This window comes from Nesterenkonia sp. CL21 (assembly GCF_031705515.1).
GTDB classification, from domain to species: domain Bacteria; phylum Actinomycetota; class Actinomycetes; order Actinomycetales; family Micrococcaceae; genus Nesterenkonia; species Nesterenkonia aethiopica.
In genome coordinates this window covers 1-22,058 of sequence record NZ_JAUTWR010000015.1, presented here as the reverse complement: position 1 = coordinate 22,058, position 22,058 = coordinate 1, and the positions used below count along the sequence as shown (strand labels likewise).

21 protein-coding genes, 1 tRNA gene and 1 pseudogene are annotated in these 22,058 nt (G+C 70.3%); 8 read left to right on the top strand and 15 right to left on the bottom strand.

From position 1 onward, the window contains the following. Position 1: 1 nt before the first annotated feature. A complete protein-coding gene (locus Q7C18_RS15730) occupies positions 2–901 on the bottom strand; it encodes a type II CAAX prenyl endopeptidase Rce1 family protein (RefSeq protein WP_311026177.1) in 900 nt (299 codons plus the stop codon). A gap of 88 nt (positions 902–989) precedes the next feature. Here Q7C18_RS15730 and Q7C18_RS15725 point away from each other — a divergent pair, with 88 nt between their 5' ends. Next, positions 990–1,607: a helix-turn-helix domain-containing protein gene (locus tag Q7C18_RS15725; RefSeq protein WP_311026176.1), complete on the top strand. Its 618-nt coding sequence runs from the start codon at positions 990–992 to the stop codon at positions 1,605–1,607. 56 nt (positions 1,608–1,663) lie between these two features. Here Q7C18_RS15725 and Q7C18_RS15720 read toward each other — a convergent pair whose 3' ends face one another. The 4 genes from Q7C18_RS15720 to Q7C18_RS15705 form a co-directional block, all read right to left on the bottom strand. Next, a complete protein-coding gene (locus Q7C18_RS15720; protein WP_311026175.1) occupies positions 1,664–3,034 on the bottom strand; it encodes a histidine kinase in 1,371 nt (456 codons plus the stop codon). Further along, positions 3,024–4,769 carry a cation acetate symporter gene (locus Q7C18_RS15715; protein WP_311026174.1) on the bottom strand — a complete coding sequence of 582 codons (1,746 nt, stop codon included), beginning with the start codon at positions 4,767–4,769 and terminating at the stop codon, positions 3,024–3,026. Before Q7C18_RS15715 ends, Q7C18_RS15720 begins: the two co-directional genes overlap by 11 nt. Beyond that, a complete protein-coding gene (locus Q7C18_RS15710; RefSeq protein ID WP_311026173.1) occupies positions 4,766–5,323 on the bottom strand; it encodes a hypothetical protein in 558 nt (185 codons plus the stop codon). The genes Q7C18_RS15715 and Q7C18_RS15710 overlap by 4 nt, the downstream gene beginning before the upstream one ends. A 64-nt stretch (positions 5,324–5,387) precedes the next feature. Further along, positions 5,388–5,924 (bottom strand): hypothetical protein, encoded by a 537-nt coding sequence (locus tag Q7C18_RS15705; protein WP_311026172.1) that lies wholly within the window; start codon positions 5,922–5,924, stop codon positions 5,388–5,390. A gap of 310 nt (positions 5,925–6,234) precedes the next feature. Here Q7C18_RS15705 and Q7C18_RS15700 point away from each other — a divergent pair, with 310 nt between their 5' ends. Next, the gene (locus Q7C18_RS15700) at positions 6,235–6,561 is read left to right on the top strand and encodes a DUF4212 domain-containing protein (RefSeq protein ID WP_083277246.1); all 327 of its coding nucleotides are present in this window, start codon (positions 6,235–6,237) and stop codon (positions 6,559–6,561) included. After that, positions 6,558–8,234, top strand: a complete 1,677-nt coding sequence (locus Q7C18_RS15695; RefSeq protein WP_311026171.1) for a sodium:solute symporter family protein — start codon at positions 6,558–6,560, stop codon at positions 8,232–8,234. Before Q7C18_RS15700 ends, Q7C18_RS15695 begins: the two co-directional genes overlap by 4 nt. 219 nt (positions 8,235–8,453) lie before the next feature. On the opposite strand, the gene cutA is transcribed toward Q7C18_RS15695, so the two are convergent. From cutA to Q7C18_RS15675, 4 genes are all read right to left on the bottom strand, one after another. Continuing rightward, complete coding sequence (gene cutA / locus Q7C18_RS15690) at positions 8,454–8,801, bottom strand: divalent-cation tolerance protein CutA (protein WP_311026170.1); 348 nt, start codon at positions 8,799–8,801, stop codon at positions 8,454–8,456. Positions 8,802–8,931: 130 nt separating this feature from the next. Beyond that, entirely contained in the window at positions 8,932–10,251 is a 1,320-nt protein-coding gene (locus Q7C18_RS15685; protein ID WP_311026201.1) for an MFS transporter, read from the bottom strand. A gap of 212 nt (positions 10,252–10,463) precedes the next feature. Further along, entirely contained in the window at positions 10,464–11,879 is a 1,416-nt protein-coding gene (locus Q7C18_RS15680; RefSeq protein ID WP_311026169.1) for a hypothetical protein, read from the bottom strand. 314 nt (positions 11,880–12,193) lie between these two features. After that, a complete protein-coding gene (locus Q7C18_RS15675) occupies positions 12,194–12,826 on the bottom strand; it encodes a hypothetical protein (protein ID WP_311026168.1) in 633 nt (210 codons plus the stop codon). Positions 12,827–13,092: 266 nt separating this feature from the next. Between Q7C18_RS15675 and Q7C18_RS15670 the strand changes: the two genes are divergently transcribed. After that, a tRNA-Lys gene (locus Q7C18_RS15670) sits at positions 13,093–13,168 on the top strand. Positions 13,169–13,244: 76 nt separating this feature from the next. Here the strand turns inward: Q7C18_RS15670 and Q7C18_RS15665 are convergent. After that, entirely contained in the window at positions 13,245–13,874 is a 630-nt protein-coding gene (locus Q7C18_RS15665) for a dihydrofolate reductase family protein (protein WP_070162672.1), read from the bottom strand. Positions 13,875–14,037: 163 nt separating this feature from the next. On the opposite strand from Q7C18_RS15665, the pseudogene Q7C18_RS15660 reads away from it, so the two are divergent. The 3 genes and pseudogenes from Q7C18_RS15660 to Q7C18_RS15650 all read left to right on the top strand — a co-directional run. Beyond that, a pseudogene (locus tag Q7C18_RS15660) lies at positions 14,038–14,232 on the top strand (winged helix-turn-helix transcriptional regulator); the annotation flags it as partial. A gap of 87 nt (positions 14,233–14,319) precedes the next feature. Next, complete coding sequence (locus Q7C18_RS15655; protein WP_311026200.1) at positions 14,320–14,901, top strand: HhH-GPD-type base excision DNA repair protein; 582 nt, start codon at positions 14,320–14,322, stop codon at positions 14,899–14,901. Between the two features lie 145 nt (positions 14,902–15,046). Continuing rightward, positions 15,047–17,857, top strand: coding sequence for an aminotransferase class I/II-fold pyridoxal phosphate-dependent enzyme (locus tag Q7C18_RS15650; RefSeq protein WP_396954383.1), 2,811 nt, complete (start codon positions 15,047–15,049; stop codon positions 17,855–17,857). Positions 17,858–17,887: 30 nt separating this feature from the next. Here Q7C18_RS15650 and Q7C18_RS15645 read toward each other — a convergent pair whose 3' ends face one another. The 5 genes from Q7C18_RS15645 to Q7C18_RS15625 form a co-directional block, all read right to left on the bottom strand. Continuing rightward, on the bottom strand, positions 17,888–18,811 hold the full coding sequence (locus Q7C18_RS15645; RefSeq protein ID WP_311026167.1) for a hypothetical protein: 924 nt from the start codon (positions 18,809–18,811) through the stop codon (positions 17,888–17,890). Positions 18,812–18,913: 102 nt separating this feature from the next. Beyond that, positions 18,914–20,008 carry a DUF6596 domain-containing protein gene (locus Q7C18_RS15640; RefSeq protein WP_311026166.1) on the bottom strand — a complete coding sequence of 365 codons (1,095 nt, stop codon included), beginning with the start codon at positions 20,006–20,008 and terminating at the stop codon, positions 18,914–18,916. A gap of 18 nt (positions 20,009–20,026) precedes the next feature. Continuing rightward, positions 20,027–20,413 (bottom strand): YciI family protein, encoded by a 387-nt coding sequence (locus Q7C18_RS15635; RefSeq protein WP_311026165.1) that lies wholly within the window; start codon positions 20,411–20,413, stop codon positions 20,027–20,029. 80 nt (positions 20,414–20,493) lie between these two features. Then, on the bottom strand, positions 20,494–20,889 hold the full coding sequence (locus Q7C18_RS15630) for a VOC family protein (protein ID WP_311026164.1): 396 nt from the start codon (positions 20,887–20,889) through the stop codon (positions 20,494–20,496). An 86-nt stretch (positions 20,890–20,975) separates the two neighbouring features. Then, complete coding sequence (locus Q7C18_RS15625) at positions 20,976–21,362, bottom strand: VOC family protein (protein ID WP_311026163.1); 387 nt, start codon at positions 21,360–21,362, stop codon at positions 20,976–20,978. A gap of 218 nt (positions 21,363–21,580) precedes the next feature. On the opposite strand from Q7C18_RS15625, the gene Q7C18_RS15620 reads away from it, so the two are divergent. After that, positions 21,581–21,985 carry a hypothetical protein gene (locus Q7C18_RS15620; protein WP_311026162.1) on the top strand — a complete coding sequence of 135 codons (405 nt, stop codon included), beginning with the start codon at positions 21,581–21,583 and terminating at the stop codon, positions 21,983–21,985. Positions 21,986–22,058: the final 73 nt, after the last annotated feature.

Sequence of the window (22,058 nt, the reverse complement as noted above, 5' to 3'; positions counted from 1 at the left end):
CTCACAGATCCAGACGGCCGCCCGTCCTGCGATACACCCAGACCACGAGCACGGCGTCCACGATCAGCCACGTCACCCATGAGACCGCCATGTACCCCCAGTAGCCGCTGGCCGACGCCGAGGAGAGGGGCTCCATGAAGTTGTACTGCACCATCTGGAAGAGGTTGTTGAACAGGGCGTGGGCGAACACTGCGGGCCAGACGCTGCCGGAGAGATACCGCAGAGCGCTGACGAGGACGGCCGCCAGCAGCAGATCGATGGTCTTGGAGACGACGTCGCGCCCGTCGAGCTCCCCGGCGTGGGCGAGCGCTGCGAGGAGCGGCAGATGCCACAGCGCCCACAGGCCGCCGATGAGGGCGGTGGTCGCCGCGAATCGGTGCCGGCTCAGCAACGACGTGAGGTATCCCCGCCATGCCAGCTCCTCCCCCGCCACGGGGATCATGAACACGACCGCCACCGGTAGCGTCAGCAGCGCGGCCAACGCCGCGCCCTCCACCCAGCGCAGCTCGATCATGCCGGCCGCCCCTGAGGCGAGGAGCGGGACGACAGCGGTGATCACCAGAGCGATGAGAGCCACGAGCGACACCGCGAGGATCGAGCCGCTTCTGCCGCGCAGGGTCGCCCCGGAGGCGGCCCAGAGCCTCCACGGGGCCTCCCCCGCCTCGCCCCCTGGGGCCTGCCGAACCCGGGATCGATGGACGGCATGGAGGACCAGGATCGCCAGGAACGGCACCCATTGGAACACCGGAGTGAGCACGGTGAGATAGGCCGGATCCGCCCCGGCGTAGACAGGCATGGTCGCCAGCACCACTGCGGCCATGACGAGGACCGCGAAGGCAAGGACGAACGGCGTGGCCCTCGGGCGCCCGGCCGCCAGTTTTGTACGCTGTACAGACTCCATGATGGTCATGGATAGAGGTGCCGCAGTGATGCGAACAAGTGGGAGGGCCCGGAAACCTGGCCCACGAGGCGATCTGTCGGTCCCGCTGGTGCTCGCCGCCGCGACCGCGGTGCTCGAGCGGGACGGGATGGACGCCTTCAGCCTCCGGGGCGTCGCCCGCGAGCTCGGCGTGGCCCCGAATGCGCTCTACACCTACGCACGGTCACGCGATGCGCTCCTCGAAGAGGTCGCGGACGCGGCGCTGGAGCACCTGGATCTCACACTCCTGTCCCCCGACGGCGCCAGCCCGAGCCCGGGCACGCCGCGAGCCGACCCAGACGAGGACCAGGAGGCGGCACGACGGCGCGTGGTCGACTTCGCGGCCCACGTGCTGGCGGAGTTCCGTGCGCATCCGGCGATCGCGCGTGTGCTGTTCGACCGCCCGATCGGCGGCCCGGGGGCCTACCGGCTCAACGAGGCGCTGATCGGCGCGATCCACAGGTGCGGCCCGAGCGTGCCGGTTTCCGCCCGCATCGCCTACCCCCTGACGGCCCTGGTCTTCGGCCACGCGATCATCGAGGTCACCGATGATGCACGCACCCGCTGGCCGCCCCTACCTGATCCGGCCACGAGTCCGCTGAGCGTCGCCGGCGCCGAGCCGGTCCCGGAGATCGAGGACGTCTTCCGCTGGTCCGGGGAGAACCTGCTGATCGGATGCGGCTGCTGACCGCGCCCCGGCCCGGACACGGCGTCAGAGCCGGCCTGGAGCCGCGCGGGTGCCCGTCACGTCATCGGCACACGCAGGTCCACCACGGTACCGCCGCTGCGCGGAGTGGAGATGGAGAGGTCATAGCGGTCCCCGAACAGGGACTCCAGCCGCTCGGTGATGTTCGTCAGCCCCACTCCTGCGTGGCCGACGGCGTCCACCCCGGTCAGCACGCTGTCCTCATGGTCGCCCACATCCTGGTCCCCGCTGAGCAGCTTCGCCAGCACCTCGGCATCCATGCCGACGCCGTCGTCGGAGACCCGGATATGGGTGGTGCGGGTCAGCGGGTCCACCCGGGCCCGCAGCCGCACTGTGCCGCCCTCCTTCTTGTCCGCGATGCCGTGCTTGACCGCGTTCTCCACCAGCGGCTGGATGGTCAGCACCGGCACCCGGGAGGTCAGCACCTGCGGGTCGATGTCGTAGCGGACCTGCAGCCTGTCCCCGAAGCGGGCCTGTTCCAGGGACAGGTAGGTGCGCACGAAGTAGTACTCCTGGGCGAACTCGGCGAAGTGCCCCTCCTGGCGGACCGCGTAGCGGAAGAACTCGGAGAGCCGCAGCAGCAGCTCCCGGGCCTCCTCCGGCCGGGTGCGCGCCTTGGAGGCGATGGTGTTGAGGATGTTGAACAGGAAGTGCGGATTGATCTGAGCCCGGAGGGCGTCCAGCCGGGCGTGGGTGGCCAGGCGGCGCTCCCGGTCCAGCTCGGCGAGCTCCAGGTGCAGGGACAGCATGGTGGCCATGTCCTCCACCAGCTGTTTCGGCGGGATCTCGGTGCGCGCCTGGAACACCCCCAGGGAGCCCACCACCCGCGAGCCGATGGCCAGCGGTGCGATCACCGCGGAGCGCAGCGCACAGTCCGGGACCTTGCAGCCCAGCCCGGCCGCGTCCCGCACCACCACGGTGCGGCCCTTCTCGATGGCACGCACCGCCGCGCGGGTCTGCATCTCCCCGCCCACCCGGTGGTGGTCCGCCCCCGGCCCCACGAAGGCGAGGATGTCCTCCCGGTCCGTGATCGCGATGGCGTCCCCGGAGAGCATGGGACGCAGCAGCTCAGCGGTGCGGCGGGCCGCGTCCGGGGTGAGCCCGGAGCGCAGCGGCACCGAGCGTCCTGCAGCCGCCAGGTCCCGCACTCCGCGGGCCGCCTCGAGCCGGTCCCGCTCATCCCGGGGCGGGATGCGGCCGCCCACGCTGCCGCCCACTCGGCCGCCGCGGCGACCACGGGGCCCGCGCAGCGCCGACGGGTAGCCCAGCACGACGGCGAGCGTGAGCACCGTGCCGGCGCCGATGGTCGGCAGGATCGCCAACGGCGGATGCACCAGCACCTGGGTCACCAGGTACACCAGGGTCCAGATGGCCACCACTGCCCCGGCCAGGATGAGGCTACCGCGCATCGTTCCTCCTTCTGCCCGGCCGCGGCAGGCGGGTTCGACGGCGGCCGGCGGCGTCGTGGCGCTCCGCCCGCCGGGCGGCGATGGTCAGCCGGGCGAGCCGCTCGGCCTGCCGGTCCGCCGCGGTGCCGTGCATGATCCTCCAGGCCTGTTCGACGTCGTCGGGCGGTGTGGTGCGCAGGGAGACCACGACGGCGACGACGCCGGCCACCGGGGCGGCCACCAGAGTGGGGGCCACCAGCAGCTCCCGCCACCAGGCCGGCTCCAGGAGGCTTCCGGCGGTGAACATGACCACCGCGAGCGCCCCGCCGGTGAGCATCCCGGCCACCGCACCCCGGGCGCTCAGGCGGCGCCACCAGATGGCCAGCACGATCACCGGGGTCAGCGCGGAGCCGGCGACGGCGAACGCCCAGGTGACCATGGTGGCCACCAGGGACGGCATGGCGGGGGTGAACGCGTCGGGCCGCAGGGCGATGGCCAGGGCGGCGGCGGTGGCGGCGGCCACCAGGGTGGTGAGCCGGCCCGCCCACACCGCCTGACGCTGGGTGGCATGCGGGTTGATGTGGCGTTCGTAGACGTCATGGCCCCAGGTGGCGGCGGAGGCGAGCAGCAGCCCGGCCACGGTGGACATCGCGGCGATCAGCGCGGCGGCGGCCACCAGCCCGAGCCCGGATTCCCCGCCGTAGATGCGCCCCAGCACCGGCAGGGCGTGCTCGGGGATGCGCAGCACCCCGTCGATGGTGAGCGGCTCCAGCCAGGGGTGGTCGGCCACGGCGGCGGGGATGATGTCCCGCGCGGCGGTGCCCAGCATGACCGCCAGCGCGTAGAAGGCGCCGATGAGCATCAGCACCCAGACCGTGGTGGTGCGGGCGGCCCGCCCGGTGGGGGCGGTGAAGTAGCGGTTCATCACATGGGGCAGCCCGGCGGTGCCGAGCCCGAGGGTGACCACCAGCGCCACCTGGCCCAGCTGCCCGTAGCGGGCGCCGGGCTCGCCGAACACGGCGGCCTCGCCGTCGTCGATGTGGTTGGTCTCGGGCTGCAGCTCCCAGCCCTGGGCGCCTTCGGCGGGGTTGCTCAGCGGCTCCTGGCTGAGCTGCTCCACTGCCTGCCCGTAGCGGAAGCCGTCCCCGGTGACCACCAGCGCCAGCCAGACGAGCGCGGTGAGCAGCAGCAGGAACTGGACGGCCTGGTTCCAGGTGGTGCCGCGCATCCCCCCGAAGGCCACGACGACGGCGATCACGGCGGTGGAGAGCAGCACCCCGGTGGCGTAGGGGCTCAGTCCCATCACGCCGTGGCCGACCAGCAGCTCCCAGGTGATGCCGCCGCCCACGGACTGCGGGATCAGGTAGAAGAGGATGACCAGCTGCACGATCCCCACGGCGGAGAGCCGGACCGCGTCGGACCCGAGCCGCCGGCCCAGGAAGTCAGCCAGGGAGAATTCGCCGAAGCGGCGCAGCGGGGCGGCCACCAGCAGCAGCACCGGCACGAACCCGGCGGCGAAGCCGACGGCGTACCAGGCGCCGTCGAGCCCGGAGACATAGACGGCGGCGGCGACCCCGAGGAAGGAGGCCGCGGAGAGGTAGTCCCCACAGATGGCCCAGGAGTTGGTGACGACTCCGACCCGCTGCCCGGCCAGGTAGAAGTCCACGGTGGAGGAATGCCGAGGGCGCGTGATGAAGGAGACCCCGAGGACGATGACCAGCACGGCGGTCAGCGTGATGATGGAGGCGGCGGTCATCGGCCGGCCTCCCGGTCGTCGGGATCGCCCTGCGGAACGGCGTCGGCGTCGGGAACGGCGTCGGCGTCGGGAACGGCGTCGGCGTCGGGATCATGGAACGGCGACTCGGGCGGCACTGCGGCGTCGAGCAGGATCCGTCCGTCCTCGCGCCGAAGGCTCTGCTGCTTCTGGGCCTCCTCTGCGGAGTCCTCCGCGGGCTCATCGAGGACGTGCTCCGCTCCGACTCCGGCATGGCCCAGCATGCGGGACTCCACCGACGAGCTGAGGGTCGCGGCGGCGATGCCGATGACGGCGAAGACCACATAGAGGCCGACGCCGGCGGTGAGGAAGCCCGGGCTGAGGTGGCCGACCAGCTGGGCCTCTGACCACCAGTCCAGGGTCATGGTCAGCACCGGGAAGGCGGCCACCAGCAGGAGGAACACCACGAAGTAGGTGGCTGCGATGCGGCGCAGCGTGCGGAAGACCGCGTCGACCTCGGCCGGAGTGTCCCTGACCTCCGGGGATTCGCCCCAGGAGTCTCCGAACCCCCGCAGCCCCAGGTCATCGCGTCTCATGCCGCCAGTCTAGGCAGGTGCGCGGACTGGGCCAGGCGGACGGCGAGGCCGACCGGCGGGGCGCTCATGCTGCGGGCCGGGCCCTCCACAGGCGCACGGCCACCCGGATCAGGACGACCGCGCCGCCGGCGGCGAGGATGAGCCCCATGCCGGGCAGCAGTCCGCCCCAGGAACCGGTCTGTGCGGACAGCTGGATCAGCCGGACCGTCTGCGCTCCGACGATCAGGGCCACCAGCGCCCCGGGGATGATCGCATGCGCGATCGCCAGGCCCCGCTTGGGGACGAACCCTCCGGCGAAGGCCAGGAAGCCGACGGCGAGAGTGACCACACCCGGCCCGTCGGTGCCGCGCAGCGCGAAGCTCTCCCCCGCGATCGGGATGACGACCCACGGCAGGAACGCGGAGATGATGAGCATCAGGCCGCCGAGGATCATGGCGGAGCTGCCGGCGTGGAACACGCCCCAGCCGGTGGCACGGCCCGCCTTGATGCGGGCGGTGATGCCGCCGAAGATGCCTCTCTCTGATCCGCCGGAGCCTCCGGCCCCTGCGGGCGAGCCCGTCGTGCTGCTGCCCATCGCTGCGCCGTTCGCCGTCGTCGTCATGCCCCGATTCTACGAGTGACCAGGGTCACAGGGGCCACCCCGTCCGGCGAATGACCGCCGGACGGCAGTCAACAGTCCACGAACGGCAGGTTCCGCGCCGCGAGCGGTCACCGACACCCCGCACCGACCGCTCGCAGACCCATACCCGCCGCTGGCGAACACAGGGGCGCCGTCTGCGGAGCATCGCTTGTGAGCTGACTCACAGTGGGGTTTCTTGGTCTCATGACCTGCGCCGCCCGAGTGTGGCGCGCAGCCGTCCTGGGCAGCACCGCACAGGATCACTCCGCATTGGAAGGGAAGGGAGCCTCCCATGGCCGACACGGCATATGAGAGCACCTCCGGCGGCGCTCCGCCAGAACAGGACAACTCCTGGCGTGAGCGCTACTGGAAGAAGAATCTGCGCCTGATGATCGTCCTGCTGGCGATCTGGTTCACCGTCTCGTTCGGCTTCGGCGTGCTGCTGATCGAGCCGCTGAACGCCATCGAGATCCTGGGCTTCCCGCTCGGGCTCTGGTTCGCCCAGCAGGGATCCATCTACACGTTCGTGATCCTCATCCTGGTCTACGCCCTGTGGATGGACCGGATCGACGACGAGTTCGGCGTCTCGGAGCGCAACGGGGACGGTGAGCGAGCATGAGCGACATCCAGTTCTGGACCTTCTTCTTCATCATCCTGACCTTCGGGCTCTACATCTTCATCGCCTGGCGCTCGCGGGTGAAGGAGACCAAGGAGTTCTACGTCGCCTCCCAGGGCGTGCCGACCATCGCCAACGGTGCGGCGGTCGCCGCCGACTGGATGTCAGCCGCCTCCTTCATCGGCATGGCCGGCCTGATCGCCTTCCTGGGCTCGGACGGCTCGGTCTACCTGATGGGCTGGACCGGCGGCTACGTGCTGCTGGCCCTGCTGCTGGCCCCCTACCTGCGCAAATGGGGCAAGTTCACCGTCCCGGAGTTCGTGGGCGACCGCTACTCCGAGTCGGTGCGCATCGTCGCCGCCGTCGCCGCCATCGTGGTGTCCTTCACCTACGTGGTCGGCCAGATGAACGGCGGCGGCATCGTCTTCAGCCGCTTCCTGGGGCTCAACCTCACCTGGGGCGTCATCGTCGCCGCCGCGATCATCTTCTTCTACGCGGTGCTCGGCGGCATGAAGGGCATCACCTACACCCAGGTGGCGCAGTACACCGTGCTGATCATCGCCTACCTGATCCCCGCCGTCGCGGTGGCCCAGCAGACCACCGGCATCCCGGTGCCGCAGATCTCCTACGGGAAGATCCTCGCCGAGCTGGACTCCCTGAGCACGGAGTTCGGGCTGCATGAGTTCACCCAGGCGTTCGCCGGGCGCGACGGCGGCCAGATCGACGTGTTCCTGGTGACGGCCTCGCTGATGCTCGGCACCGCCGGCCTGCCGCACGTGATCATCCGGTTCTACACCACCAAGACCGTCCGCGGCGCCCGGTACTCGGCCTTCTGGGCCCTGTTCTTCATCTCCCTGCTGTATCTCACCGCCCCCGCGGTGGGCGCGTTCACCAAGCTGAACCTGCTGCAGGGCGTGCGGGGCGCCACCGTGGACCAGCTGCCGGCCTGGATCGAGACCTGGGGCGCCACCGGCCTGGTGACCGTCGCCGACGGCGTCGACACCATCGAGACGGTGTCCAACAACGCCGCCTCCGGTGCGGATCTGATCGTCAACAACGACATCCTGGTGCTCGCCTCTCCGGAGATCGGCGGCCTGCCCGCCCCGATCATCGGCCTGATGGCGGCCGGCGGCATGGCGGCGGCCATGTCCACCGCGGCCGGGCTGCTGCTGGTCATCTCCTCGGCCGCCTCTCACGACCTGTACTTCCGGGTCTTCAAGAAGGAGGGCGCCTCCGAGAGCCAGCAGATGCTGGTGGGACGTGTGGCGATGGCCGCGGCGATCGTCATCGCGATCTTCGCCGGCATCAACCCGCCAGCGTTCGTGGCCCAGGTGGTGGCGTTCGCCTTCGGGCTGGCGGCCTCCACGTTCTTCCCGATCCTGATCCTCGGGATCTTTTGGAAGCGCGCCAACGGAGTCGGCGCCACCGCCGGCATGCTGACCGGTCTGGTCTTCACCGCTACGTACATGATCTACACGCTGGAGGTGTTCGGCACCGGATCCAACGACCACATCCTGGGCATCAGCCCCGAGGGCATCGGTGCCGTCGGCGCCCTGGTCAACTTCATCGTCACCATCGTGGTGTCGAAGCTGACCGCCCCGCCGTCGCACGAGGTGCAGGAGATGGTCGAGTCCATCCGCTACCCGCAGCAGCGGAAGGTGGGCGCAGACGTCTGACGCTCCGGGTATCGGGCTCAGCCATCCCCTTGCCTGAGCCGCACATCCGGACGGTGGCGGCCCCGTTCGCGAGGTTCCTTCGGGACCTCCGGGCGGGGCCGTCGTCGTGGGTTGTGGGGCCCGCTCCACCTCACACCACCCCACCCCGCCCCGCCGAGTTGGTCTGGAGTTGCGGGTATTCGACTCGATCGAGCCGAGTATCCACAACTCCAGACCAGCTCACGCCGGGGCGATGGTGTTCTCCCGCACCCAGCCCAGGTAGCCCGGGGAGCCGTCGAGGATCGGCTGGACGATCAGCTCGGGCTCCTCGTACGGGTGGTCCCTGGTCAGCAGCTCCTTGATCCCTGGGACGGCCGCGGCGGTGGTCTTCACCGTGAGCAGCTGCTCGGGGTCATCATGCACCTCGCCCTTCCAGCGATAGAAGCTGCGGACGGCGCTGACCTGCACGCAGGCGCCGAGGCCGGCGTCGAGAAGCGCGGCGGCCAGGCGTTCGGCCTGCGGCTCATCCTCCACGGTGGTCTGGACGGACACGAACTCTGCGGCGGTGGGCTGGACATCGTCACACATGGCTCCAGTGTGCCGCACACCCCGCCGGTGACGTGGTCTGAAGTATGCGAAACTCGACTCGATCGAGCCGAGTACCCGAAACTCCGGACCAACTCGGCCCCGACGGACAGCCTGAGCCCGGGGGACGCCCTCAGTCCAGGTGCTTGGCGGTGGTGTCCGGGGCCAGGCGCAGCATCACGACGACGGCGGCCGCCACGCCCACGAGGCAGACGGTGAAGGCCCCCGCCAGCCCCAGCCAGGGCTGCAGCCAGCCCACGAAGAGCAGGGGCCCCACGCCCGCGCCGATGCGGGAGACCGTGGAGGCCCAGCCGAAGCCCGAGCCGCGCATCTCCGTGGGGTAAAGCTCGGAGACGTAGGTGTAGAGCACCGGGATGGCGATCTGGATGATCAGCCCGAAGCCGAGCACCATGACCAGCACCAGGGACGGGACGTCCATGACCAGCGCGAGCCCCACCAGCAGGGCGGTGGCGACCGGGGCGCTGACCGCCAGCAGCGCCTTGCGGCCCGTGGCCTCCACCAGCACGGTGGAGATCAGCACGCCCACGAGCCCGACGCCGGCCATGCCGGCCGAGGTGATGAACGCACGGGACTGCTCGTAGCCGGCCTCGATGAGGAAGTGCGGCATCCACTGCAGGGCGATGTAGTAGACGGTCATCACCGCCAGGAACATCACCCACGCGACCGTGGTGATCCGCCAGCTGTGCGCCCACACTCGACGCAGCTGCACCACCAGGGAGCCGAGGGTCAGGCTGGAGGACTCCGTGCCCGGGATCAGCACGTACTCCTGCGGGGCCGCGCCGGTGCGGGCCACCATGCCGTCGATGATCCGCCGGGCCTCCTCGGTCCGGCCTTGCCGGATCAGATACATGGGGGATTCGGGGATGAAGAGCCGTACGGCGAAGACCAGCAGGGCGGGGAGGATCATGGCCAGAAGCGGCAGCCGCCAGTCGCCCCAGACGCCGACCAGCAGAGCGGAGACGAACCCGGCCAGCGCCGCCCCGATGGGCCACCAGCCGTCCATGGCGGTCAGCACCCGGCCCCGATGCTTGGCAGGGGTGAACTCGCCGACCAGGGCGTAGTCCACCGGCACGCATCCGCCCAGGCCGATGCCGGCCAGGAAGCGGAAGAGCACGAACCAGCTGAGGTCGTTGGTCATGGCCCCGGCGATGGTGAAGATCGAGAAGATCAGCAGCGTCCAGGCGAAGGCCTGCTTGCGGCCGATGCGGTCCGCGATGGTGCCCCACATGACTGCGCCGACCGCCATGCCGATGAGGTTGGCGGTCCCGATCCACGCGGCCTGGGAGGGCGTAAGTCCCCATTCCTCGCTGAGCAGCGGGATGAGGATGCCGTTGAGGGAGACGTCCCAGGCGTCGAACATGAAGCCGAGGCCGCCGATGAGGAAGATCCGGCCCTGGGTGTTCCAGCGCCACGGCAGGGACTGGACGATCATCTCCCCGGTGGGGCGGGCGTCACGGGGTGCGGTGGTGGTGTTCTGAGGCACGAGCACTGAGTGTAGAGCAGACGACGGCGGCCCCGGAGTCCATGGCCGAGCCGCCCTCATCGGGCGTCATCTCGGCGTGGACTCTCGGGGCCGCCGTCGTCGTGCTGCTTCTGGGGCGCGGGACCGACGAGCTCCGCAGAAGGGGCGTCAGTCCGTGGCGATCACTCCCAGGTGATCTCGAGCTCCTCGGCGGTCATGTCGACCACCGGGTCGCCCAGCCAGCGCGGGTCGCCGGTCCACAGCTCGTAGAGGTCGGTGCTGCCGCCTGAGCGTCCCTCGTACTCCACGTCGACGGTGATGCTCACATAGTCGGATCCCACCAGGTTCGGGTTGCTCCAGTCGAGCCGCGGCTCGATGTTCTGCAGGGCCTGCTGGTCGGAGGTCGACATCGAGCGCTCGATGGAGCCTTCGATGACTTCGGCGCCGGAGACCTCGTCAGGCATGTCCAGCCCGCAGCCAGCCTCCTTCTCATTGGAGGCCACGCAGTCCTCCACCTCGGCGATGATCAGATCACGCCAGGTGTCCTCGGCCTCTTCGGTCAGCGCCGGGGTCAGGTCCGCCGTGGAGACGTAGGTGTCGGTGGCGTGGACGACGCTGTCGCCGTCGAACATGAAGTTCTCGTGGGCGATGTCCAGCTCATAGGCCGCACCGAAGAACACGTAGGTGTCGGAGGTGGTGAACTCGACGCCGTTGAGCGTGACGTCCAGCGAGCCCGCCGAGGGTTCGCTGATGCTGATCGCGCCGTCGAGGAACCAGGAGTCGCCCTCGTCATCGGTAGAAGTCCAGAAGCGGTGGGTCACGGACTCCTCACCCAGGGTGAAGGAGGCGGTGACCTCCTCGCTGAAGGCGTAGTCGCCCACCTCCACCTCGTTGACCGAGATCTCAGAGATCGGCGCGAGCTCCACCGAGACGTCCAGGACCTCCTGCGTCATATGCGTGGTGTCGGAGGGCGCGTCGATGAGCGAGAGCGCGCCCTCGGCGTCTCCCTCGGCGAGCGCGGTCAGGTAGGCCTCCACGGCTCCGTGCGGGGTGGAGTCCGCGCCCGGCTCGACGCTGGACTCCTCCTCGCCGCCGTTCTCGCCGCCGCCGTTCTCCGCCTCGGCGTCTCCGCCGCCGCGGCCGAGCACCAGGAACAGCACCACAGCGATGACGATGATCAGCAGCGCCGCGCCGCCGATCAGCCCGAAGATCAGGCCCTTGCCGGGTCCCTTGCCGGAGCTGTCGGGGCCGCCAGGGCCTCCGGGCTGGCCCGGACCTCCGGGGCCACCGGGACCACCGGGGCCACCGGCGCCTGCGGCTCCGCCGGCGCCATAGCCGGCCTGGCCGTACTGGTCACGGTACTGCTGGCCGCCGTAGCCCTGCTGGCCATAGCCGGACTGGCCCTGCTGGCCGTACCCGGACTGGCCCTGCTGGCCGTACCCGGGCTGCCCCTGCTGGCCGTAGCCGGGCTGGGCGCCATAGCCTCCCGCGGCCTGCGGGCTGGATGCGCCCGGCTGCCGGGGGTCAGGCTGACCCTGCTGGGGATCCTGCCCCGGCTGCCAGCCACCTTGCTGTCCGTATGGGTTGTTGTCCGACATGAGTCGCCCCTCTGTCAGTCAGTCGATGCTGACTCCGGTCCTGATCACAGTGCGGTGGATGGGTCCGCGTGCCGGAGTCCAGACCCCAAGGGCTGACTTCGATGCAGGCGCGAACCATCGCGGAACGTGATGGTCCCGCACTCTCCCTCGGGCGCAACCCTACCCTCATCATGTAGCGGGTTCCGCATGGTGACAGGCATGCAGGCGGAATGTTGTGAAGTCGTGACGTACGTGTCAGGGCGGTGCGCACAGGCGCTCTGTCGGCGTCGTTCGGACCCTTCGCCGACGCCGACGGCGGATGCGCTGCTGTTCTCTCAGTCCAAGGTGCCCGCGCGGTAGGCACGGGCCGAGGTCTCCAGCTCCTCAGCAGTGCGGATCAGCTGGTCCGCCCGGGTGGTCATGCGGCGGGCGACCTCCTGAGAGGTGCCCTCGTGGTTGTCCGCCCACAGGGCCTCTCCCCGGGCGATGACCCGGCAGAAGGAGGCGGCCCGGTCGAAGGCGACGTCGATGTCCCCGGTATACATGCCCGCCAGGACCATGTCCGCCAGCTTGGTCATCTCATCGGAGGTGGGCGGCTCGGGCACGCCCGCGATCGCAGCGGTGGTGGTGCCGTCCCCACGACCGGTGCGGTAGTACTCGGCCAATCGGCGGGGGTTCTCCTGGACGGCGGCGCGGATGGCGTAGATCCGCCACAGGCTGCCTGCCAACGAATGGGCCGGGGAATCAGCCCACAGCTCCGCGATGGCCTCGATGCCCTCCGTCTCGGCGAGCCTGATGAAGCGTTCGGTGATCTCCGGATCGTCCGAGTCCCGGCCGTGGTACACCAAAGCGTGGGCGGTGTCGTGGGCGGCCTGCGAGATCGTCGCCGGGTCGGCGCCGCCCTCCTGCTCGTCGAACACCGCGGGCTCGGTCATCTTCGGTCGGCGATGGCGGGCTGTGCTGCTCATCACGTCTCCTTCCGGTGGGGGCAATTATGCCGTGAATCGTCGCTGGTCACCAGGGTGTCAGCAACATGTCCGGCAGGAGCGCGATTCCTGGGCGAGAGAAGTCCCACAGGGGCATCGGAGCGAGGCAGGCGGCTCGTCGCCTGAGCTCCTCGGGGCGGTGGCGACGCCGGCACCCGCCTCCGACCGCCCGGAGTGATGGGCTACGATGGAAGTCGTCCTCGAGCCGCCACGAGGTGCGCCCCGCGGTGCTCCGAGGACCGCATCGCGGGCCTTTAGCTCAGTTGGTAGAGCATCGGACTTTTAATCCGCTGGTCGCGGGTTCGAGCCCCGCAGGGCCCACCATTGAAACCCCTGGTCAGAGCGCCGACACAGCCGGCTCCCCCTCGGACCTCGATCGGCTGCCGCCGTCGCCCGGGTCTCATCCCCGTGCGGCCTGGGCCCTGCCCCGCACGGGATAGCGCAGATGCAGCACGCCTTCGCCTGCGATGACGACGTCAGGATCCTCGAGCAGCAGCGGACCGTCGCTGAAAGACCCGAAGAAGGGCTTGCCTCGGCCGAAGATGACGGGCACCAGGTCCATCGCCACGTAGTCCACCAGCCCCAGCTCCAGAGCTTGCCCACCCATATTGCCCGAGGCGATCCCGATCTCGCCCTCGCCGGCGAGCTCCTGGGCCAGCGCAACGCCGTCCTGGACGGATCCCACGAAATGGAACGGCGCCTCGGGATGCCAACCGTCGGGCTTGGGGCGATGCGAGACGACCACGACATGGTCGCTGGCGGGAGCGTGCCCCTCCCAGCCATTCGTGATGTCGAACAGGTGCCGTCCGATGACCCCCACTGTCTGCCGGCCCCACATGCCGCGCACGTACTCCGCGGAGGCTGCGGAGACCCGGAACGGGGCGCCACCATGCACATCAGCATGGGACTCGTCATCCTGCAACGGATGGTCACCGGAGAAGTACCAGTCGTGCATCGCGCCGACGTCGTCATCCTCCTTCGCGATGAATCCGTCCAGTGTGACGACATTGTGCAGGTAGGTCGTGGCCATCGTGTGCTCCGTCCTCAGTCGCGCGGTGTGGAGTGTGGGATGAGCTCCTGGGCGTGGCCGTGGAGGGTGCGCTGCCCGATGGGCTCGCGTCACAGACACATCACGCCACCTTCATAGAGGGAAGCCTGCATGAGGATCTGATGTCAAGGATCGTCCTGTTACCATGCCGAACCGGGAAAACGGACAGTGCTGCGGACTGGCGCGCGCCGCCGAGATGGTCGGGCGCCGATGGACCCTGCTGATCCTGCGGGACCTGCTGGTCGGACCTCAGCGATACTCGGATCCCGCCGGCGCACTGCCCGGCAACCCCTCCCACCTGCTGTCCACCCGGCTGACCGAGCTGGCGCAGGGTGTTCTGATCTCCCCACGGCCGCCCTCCTCGTCCTCACCTCCACCCACGGCCGAGCTCCATGACGCAGACTCCGCCACCTGGCATCATGAACTCATGGCTCACCTGCACCTCACCGGAGAACCTGCGGCCGACGACCTGCTCTCGAAGGACCCCTTCGCCCTGCTGACCGGCATGCTCCTGGACCAGCAGGTCGCCATGGAGGTCGCGTTCGCAGGACCCCAGAAGCTGCACGAGCGCCTCGGCACCTTGGACCCGGCGACCATCGCCGACTACGACGCCGAGGAGTTCACCGCAGCCTTCCGGGAGAAGCCCGCGGTGCATCGCTTCCCCGGCTCCATGGCGAGCCGCGTGCAGAAGCTGGCCGAGGCTGTGGTGGACGACTGGGACGGCGACGCCGCGGCGATCTGGACCCACGACGCCCCGTCCGGCCCCGAGGTGCTCAAACGCCTCAAGAAGCTGCCCGGCTTCGGGGAGCAGAAGGCGAAGATCTTCCTCGCACTGCTGGGCAAGCAGCTCTCCTTCGACGGCGAGGGCTGGCGGGAGGCCAGCGCGCCCTACGGCGAGACAGATGCCAAACGGTCAGTGGCCGACATCTATGACCGAGAATCGCTGCTCGAAGTCCGCGAGACCAAACGTGCCGCCAAAGCCGCGGCCAGGGCCGAGAAGTCCAGCTGAGGCCAGGCGGCGGCCCGGGGAGCCGCACGAACCCGCCGCCCCCCACCGGAGTCCGCGGATGACGTCCGGCAACATGCCGTTGACCTGATGCCCTCTATCATCGGAGCACACGGCCTGCCGACGCCCGGAAGGACACCACCCGATCATGATCAGCAATGGCGCTGACCACCCCGCACCCCCGGAGACCCCTGCCTCCGGCTCCCGCGCCGCCGACGGCGCGCCCCCGCGCCACACGTCTCCGCGCCGCACCGCGTCCTGGACGTCGGCCCTGGAGCGCGACCCGGGGATGCCGGCGAGCACCTGGCGGCTGCGCAGCGACGCCTGGGAGTATCTGCGGTTCGCGGTGAAGCGCCTGGCACTGGGCAGCGACGACGTCGAGGTCCTCGCCTCCGACAGCGAGATCCACCGCTCCCTGCGCGCTCTGGAGACCATCGAGATGTACTGGGCCGGCTTCGGCCAGCGCTATGTGCGCACCATCGGCGAACTCCTGGAGGACGGCGACTACCGCACCGCCTTCGACCTGATCGGCCGCGTGGTGCACCGGCTGCGCGGCGACACCGTGCCGGATGAGCCCCGGGACGAGCACCTGGAGGAGACTGAGCGGCCCGAGACCACTTCGGACCCGGATCCGCGCCCGCGGTTCGAGGTGCTGATCATCGACGAGACCACCGCCGCCGATCGGGACACCATCCGTTCCGAAGGGCTGCGGCTGCGCGCGCCCGCCGACGCGTTCACCTATGAGTTCGTCGTCGTGCCCTCCGCGGACGACGCCGTCGCCGCGGTGCTGACGAATCCGCACATCCTGGCCTGCGTGGTGCGTCCGGGGTTCAGCGAGCACACCCACCAGCCGCTCAGCCGCGACCTCCGGGAGACCATCGCCCTGGCCCGCTCCCAGGTGTCCGAGGGGTCGGCGTCGTCGCAGAGCCAGCTGGCCTCGGTGCAGCGGGTGCTGCGCCTGGCGGACACGCTGGCCGCACTGCGCCCTGAGCTGGACCTCTACCTGATGGCCGGCGCCCACCTGGAGGAGCTGGCCGGGGCGCTCACCCACCGCTTCCGGCGGGTCTTCTGGCGCGAGGACCAGCTGGAGCTGCACTTGTCCCTGCTGCGCCGGGCCTCCCACCTGTATGACACGCCGTTCTTCACCGCCCTGCAGGACCACGCCCGCCGCCCGGTCGGAGTCTTCCATGCGCTGCCGGTGGCTCGCGGAGGCTCCGTGGTCTCCTCCCAGTGGATCAAGGACCTCGCGGAGTTCTACGGGCTGAACCTGCTGCTGGCCGAGACCAGCGCCACCTCCGGCGGGCTCGACTCCCTGCTGGCGCCCACCGGCACCATCAAGAAGGCCCAAGACCTGGCGGCCCGGGCCTTCGGCGCCCGGCAGACGTTCTTCGTCACCAACGGCACCTCCACCGCGAACAAGATCGTCCACCAGGCGCTGACCGCACCGGGCGACGTCGTGCTGGTGGACCGCAACTGCCACAAGTCCCACCACCATGCGGTGGTCCTCACCGGAGCGAAGCCGGCCTATCTGGAGGCCTACCCGCTCAACGACTTCGCCTTCTACGGGGCTGTGCCGCTGGACCGCATCAAACAGCTGCTGCTCGACTACCGGGCCGCCGGGCGCCTCGACGAGGTACGCATGGTGACCCTGACCAACTGCACCTTCGACGGCATCGTCTACGACCCCGAGCGGGTCATGGCCGAATGCCTGGCCATCAAGCCGGACCTGGTGTTCCTGTGGGACGAAGCGTGGTTCGCCTTCGCCGCATTCCACCCGGTCACCCGGCGTCGCACCGCCATGAACGCGGCGAAGAATCTGGAGGAGCGGCTGAAGTCCCCGGCCCACGCCGCCGCCCACCGGGCCCAGCAGGAACGCCTGCACGACGCCGACGGCGCGCCCGCCCCGGACGAGGTGTGGCTGGCCCAGCAGCTCATCCCCAGCCCGGAGGCCCGCATCCGGGTCTACGCCACCCAGTCCACCCACAAGACGCTGACCGCGCTGCGGCAGGGCTCCATGATCCACGTCCACGACCAGGACTGGGAGCGGGAGGCGGAAGAGTCCTTCCACGAGGCGTACATGACGCACACCTCCACCTCGCCGAACTATCAGATCCTCTCCTCCCTGGACATCGGGCGCCGTCAGGTGGAGCTGGAAGGCTACGCCCTGGTGCAGCGGCAGCTGGACCTGGCCTCCAGCCTGGCCCAGACGATCGCCCGCCACCCGCTGCTGCGCCGCACCTTCCGGGTGCTCACCGCCCATGACCTCATCCCGGCCGAACATCGGGGCACCGGCAGGCCCATGCCGCTGCGCCACGGACTGGCGCCGATGTGGGAGGCCTGGGCGCACGACGAGTTCGTCGTCGACCCCAGCCGCATCACCATCGAGATCAGCCGCACCGGCGTCGACGGGGACACGTTCAAGCACGAGCACCTGATGGACCGGTACGGGATCCAGGTCAACAAGACCAGCGGGAACACGGTGCTGTTCATGACCAACATCGGTACCTCCCGCAGCGCCATCGCCTACCTGATCGAGGTGCTGGTGAAACTGGCCGAACGCTTCGACGCCGCCCTGTCCCGGCGGCATCCCGACGACCGTGCGGCCCAGGATGAGCCGCTGCCCCCGCTGCCGGACTTCAGCGCCTTCTCCCCCGGCTACGCCACCGATGCGGCGCTACCCGACGGCGACATGCGCACCGCGTTCTTCGCCGGCCAGCAGCGCCGGAACACCGAGCACGTGTTCCCCGAGGAGCTGCGAGCCCGGGTCGCCGCCGGCGAGCGCCCGGTCTCCGCCGGGTTCGTCACCCCCTACCCGCCCGGGTTCCCGGTGCTGGTCCCCGGGCAGGTCATCACCAGCGACGTCCTGGAGTTCATGGCGGTGCTCAGCACCCGAGAGGTCCACGGCTACGACCCGCAGCGGGGCTACCGGATCTTCACGACGCCGCCGTCGGCCGCGTGACAGGCCTCGCGTCCCCTCACGACGACGGGCTCACCGGCGCGGCAGGGAGGAGAGGCCGTCCGAGACGCGCTCCACGCGCCGCACGATGGCCGCGGCGAGCACTGTGGCCGCCTCCGGCACCTTGTGCAGGTTCAGCACCGGTTCGAACAGTTCGGCTTCCAGCAGCACGATGCCGTGCTGGGCGCTGGTGACCAGGTCGACTCGGGCATAGAGCGGGGAGGCCGCCGGGGAGACGACGTCGATGGCCTCCATGACCTGGTGGGCGAAGGACGCCTCCGCGGCGGTGGCCTCCACCGGCTGCGGGTCCTCGGAGTACTCTCCGCCGGCCAGTCCCCCTCCGCGGGCCAGGATCGCCCCCTTGCTGATGGTGTGGGTGTGCTGCCCGTCGATGAAGTACAGCGCCTTCTCCGCCCCCTCGGAGAGCTCCGGCACCTCCGGCTGGATCATCACGGTGCGTCCTGCCGCCAGGATCTGCTCGCCCAGGCGCCGGGCGTCGTCGCTGGAGGCCTGCAGCAGCCCGGTGTGCAGGGCGCCGGCAGAGACCGTGGGCTTCAGCACGATCCAGTCGTCGACATGGGCGGCCAGGGCCGCAGGCAGCTGCTCCGGCGTATCCGCCCACCGGGTGGGCACGGTAGCCACCCCGTGGGACTCGAGCTCCCGCAGGTAGACCTTGTCCAGATTCCAGTCCACCAGGGCCGGAGTGTTCAGCACCGGCACGTACCGGTGGGTCTGCTCCAGCCAGGCGCGGAACTCGTCCTCCCGCCAGGGGTAGTCCCAGGGACTGCGCAGCACCAACAGGTCATAGTCGCCGTCGCCGGGGGTGTGCGCGTGCCAGACCACCGGGGTGGCCCGCAGCCCGGCGGCGCGCAGCGCGGGCAGCAGCAGCCCGGTGTCCGGGTCCTGCACGCCCGGCAGATACTGGTCGGTCACGACGACGCCCACATGTGCGCTCACGGTCCACCTCCGCTGATCCTCGGGACGCCTCGGCGCGATGACGACGCCGGGCCCTTCGACGATACAACGGCCGACGGCGTCGGCACGTCCCGGGTCCGGGTGTCACTCCTCTGCGGCCAGCACGGCGGCGCGGGCGGCGATCGCCCCCTGGGTGGGAGCCACAGCGATCAGCCCGTCATAGAGCTGCAGGAGGCGAGCCCTGTCCAGCCTCCCGGTGCGCTTCCGATCGCAATGCGCCGACTGGATGGCGGCCTCGAGCTGGAATCGCCCCAGCGGGGCGCCGAGCCCATGCGCCCGGCGCAGGAGCCCCTCCGCCTGCTGGATCAGCCGAGGGTCCCAGAGAGCGGTGTCCTGCTCCTGGATCGGCGGCCACGGTACAGCGGCACGGGCCGGCGCCCGCGACTGGGCGTAGGTGAGCAGGGCGGCCAGCCCCCACGCCTCGGGCTCGTCGCCCAGCAACTCAGCCACCACGAGGGCCAGCCACCGCGCCTCCTCCGCCAGCGACTCCCGCACGGAGTCGTACTGGTCGAGCCAGTCACTGGCATACGCCCCGTAGATCGCCTCCAGGACTGCGGCCAGCCGAGCAGGCATGTCCTGACGGCCCGGGATCTGGAAGGGGATGCCGGCGTCGCGGATGCGGCGTTTGGTCCGGACCAGTCGCTGGGCCATCGTCGCCGTCGGGACGTCGTAGAGACTCGCCACCTGCTGGGCCTCACGGCCGAAGACCACCTGGAGCATCAGCGGGGTGCGCATGGACTCGGCGATCCCCGGGTGGGCGCAGGCGAACAGCAGCTCCAGACGTCTGTCCGGGATCCGGTCGACGTCGACCTCGTCCAGCTGAACGCCACGGGCCGCCAACCCCTCCGCGACTCGAGCGTCAGGACGGTCCGCATCGATCGGCACCGAGGTGCGCACGGCCGCAGACCCGAGATGATCTCGCAGCCGGTTCCTGCCCACGGTCAGCAGCCACGCCTCCGGGCGCTGTGGCACCCCGCTCTCCGGCCAGGTGCACAGCGCCCGCTCGAAGGCGTCGGCCAGGGCGTCCTCCGCCAGGGCGAGGTCCCGCACGGCGGCCGCCAGCAGGGCCAGCAGACGGGCCCGGGACTCTGCGGCCAGGCGCTCCACCGCCTCGCGGGCGGGCTCCGGGGCAGCGTCATGGGTGGTGTCGACCTCCGCCGGAGGCTCGTTCCGATGCACCGGTGCGCCTCCGACCGGTCAGCTCACCGGCGCTTCGCCCAGCCACTGACTGTCCACGAAACGGGTGGCCACGGGGCGGATCTCGATGTGCCCCCACTCGACGGCCGGCGCCCGTCCCGCCCAGGCGACGGCCTCGTCGAGATCCGCCACCTCCACGGTGACGATGCCGCCCAGGCGCTCCTCGCCGTCGGCGAAAGGGCCCTCCTGGATGCGGAGGTCCCCTGGTGAGCCGGAGACCGACGTCGTCGCGTGAGTGTCATGCAGGACTTCCAGACCACGCAGCACGCCGGCCTCCTCGAGCGATGTCGCGTAGGCGTCGAACGCCCGCATCCCTTCGGCGAGCTGTTCCTCGGTGAGCTCTCCGGGGGCGGGCTCCGGGTAGTAGAGCAGCAGGGTGCATCGCATGGTCACCACGTCCTTTCGTCGGGATGATGATCTGACACAGTGATGACGATCGGCGCGGGCCAGAATCGACACCTGCGCGGTCAGCCGTCCAGCTGGGCCCGCCAGATCGGCCAGCCCCAGCAGAGGCAGAACGGATGCCCGGCCGGGTCGGCGTACACCTGGAACCCGGTGGCGGCGTCGAGGTCCTCGGCCGCCTCCAGCAGCTCCGCTCCGAGCCCCATGACCCGCTCATGCTCGGCCCGAATGTCCTCCACATAGAGGTCCAGGTGGATCTGCTGCGGCTGCCCGTCCGGCCACTCAGGCCTCACATGGTCCGGGGCGTGCTGCACGGCCAACGGGTAGTCGCCGTCCACCTCCACCTCATACCAGCTCGGATCGGAGGGTCTGACGCGGCCCCCGTACACGCCGGCCCAGAAGGAGGCGACTGTGGCGACGTCGTCGGCGTCCAGGACCACGATCTGCTGCGCGAATCTCATGGACGCATCCTGACATCAGCACGCGGGCCGGGTCCCGGGCTGCCGCCCGATCTCGGCCTCCCGATCTCGGCCTCCCCGGCCATCAGTCACCCCACGGGCGCGATGCGAGCCCGCAGCAGGCAGAAGATGTTGCCCTCCGGGTCCTGCAGGACGTGCCATTCCTCCTCACCGGACTGCCCGACGTCGGCGGGGCGAGCCCCGGCGGCCAGCAACCGGTCCAGCTCTGCCGCCTGGTCCCGGTCGGTGGCGTTGAGGTCAAGGTGAAGCCGCGGTGTGGCCACGGAGGAGAGTTCATCTCGGGGGCTGAGGATGATGGTGGGCTGAGAGCCGCCGAACCCGTCCCGGGCGCCGATCTCGATGCTGCCGTCGCCGGGGCGGTCCAGGACCACGAAGTCCAGCACCTCGCACCAGAACTCCGCCAGCCGCTCCGGCTCCCGACATTCCAGCACCAGCTCACCGATCCTGCACGCCATGGACAGCCCCTCCATCGTCTGATCAGTCGATTCGACGTCGCCCGGCACCGGCGCGGGCGACCCGACAGCATCCTGCCACGCCGGAGAACCGCAGGGAATGGGCCGCCGACCCTGCTGCCCGGCACCCCGCCGCCGGTAGCCTGAGCGTGCGGGCGACGGCGCCGTCGTCCCCCGCCCCCCCCGCAGCTCCTCCGGCATGCTGGCAGAAGGTGGTCCCGGTGACTCCCACGGTCGACGACGTCCGCACCCTCGCACTGTCCTTGCCCGATGTCGTGGAAGGGACCTCCCGCGGGCATCCTCAGTGGTCGATCCGGGGTGCGGCCTTCGCCTGGGAGCGGCCGTTCACGCAGGCCGACATCCGGCGCTTCGGCGATGAGACGCCGCCCTCGGGCCCCATCGTGGCCGTCCGGGTGGAGGACCTCGACGAGAAGGCCGCCATCCTCGGCTCGGGGGTCCCGGGCCTGTTCAGCACCCCGCACTTCGACGGCCACCCCTCCGTGCTGATCCAGCTGGAGACCATCGATCCTGACGACCTGCGTGTGGCGCTCGAGGACGCCTGGTTCGCCTGCGCGCCCGCGGACCTCGCCGAGGAGTTCCTGGGCCGGCGTCGGGACAGACGCTGATCCGCATCGAGTTGGTCTGGAGTTTGGGGGGGGGGGGGGGGGGGGGGGGGGGGGGGGGCCCACACAGACCCCC

Coding starts and splice junctions, on each gene's coding strand:
- Q7C18_RS15635 (WP_311026165.1), bottom strand. CDS start 20,413: ATGCGATGCACCCTGCTGCTCTACTACCCGGAGCCCGCCCCCGGAGAG.
- Q7C18_RS15630 (WP_311026164.1), bottom strand. CDS start 20,889: ATGAGATTCGCGCAGCAGATCGTGGTCCTGGACGCCGACGACGTCGCC.
- Q7C18_RS15685 (WP_311026201.1), bottom strand. CDS start 10,251: ATGATCGTCCAGTCCCTGCCGTGGCGCTGGAACACCCAGGGCCGGATC.
- Q7C18_RS15675 (WP_311026168.1), bottom strand. CDS start 12,826: ATGAGCAGCACAGCCCGCCATCGCCGACCGAAGATGACCGAGCCCGCG.
- Q7C18_RS15665 (WP_070162672.1), bottom strand. CDS start 13,874: ATGGCCACGACCTACCTGCACAATGTCGTCACACTGGACGGATTCATC.
- Q7C18_RS15705 (WP_311026172.1), bottom strand. CDS start 5,924: ATGACGACGACGGCGAACGGCGCAGCGATGGGCAGCAGCACGACGGGC.
- Q7C18_RS15655 (WP_311026200.1), top strand. CDS start 14,320: ATGGCTCACCTGCACCTCACCGGAGAACCTGCGGCCGACGACCTGCTC.
- Q7C18_RS15730 (WP_311026177.1), bottom strand. CDS start 901: ATGGAGTCTGTACAGCGTACAAAACTGGCGGCCGGGCGCCCGAGGGCC.
- Q7C18_RS15625 (WP_311026163.1), bottom strand. CDS start 21,362: ATGGCGTGCAGGATCGGTGAGCTGGTGCTGGAATGTCGGGAGCCGGAG.
- Q7C18_RS15710 (WP_311026173.1), bottom strand. CDS start 5,323: ATGAGACGCGATGACCTGGGGCTGCGGGGGTTCGGAGACTCCTGGGGC.
- Q7C18_RS15715 (WP_311026174.1), bottom strand. CDS start 4,769: ATGACCGCCGCCTCCATCATCACGCTGACCGCCGTGCTGGTCATCGTC.
- Q7C18_RS15700 (WP_083277246.1), top strand. CDS start 6,235: ATGGCCGACACGGCATATGAGAGCACCTCCGGCGGCGCTCCGCCAGAA.
- Q7C18_RS15650 (WP_396954383.1), top strand. CDS start 15,047: ATGATCAGCAATGGCGCTGACCACCCCGCACCCCCGGAGACCCCTGCC.
- Q7C18_RS15720 (WP_311026175.1), bottom strand. CDS start 3,034: ATGCGCGGTAGCCTCATCCTGGCCGGGGCAGTGGTGGCCATCTGGACC.
- cutA (WP_311026170.1), bottom strand. CDS start 8,801: ATGTGTGACGATGTCCAGCCCACCGCCGCAGAGTTCGTGTCCGTCCAG.
- Q7C18_RS15695 (WP_311026171.1), top strand. CDS start 6,558: ATGAGCGACATCCAGTTCTGGACCTTCTTCTTCATCATCCTGACCTTC.
- Q7C18_RS15680 (WP_311026169.1), bottom strand. CDS start 11,879: ATGTCGGACAACAACCCATACGGACAGCAAGGTGGCTGGCAGCCGGGG.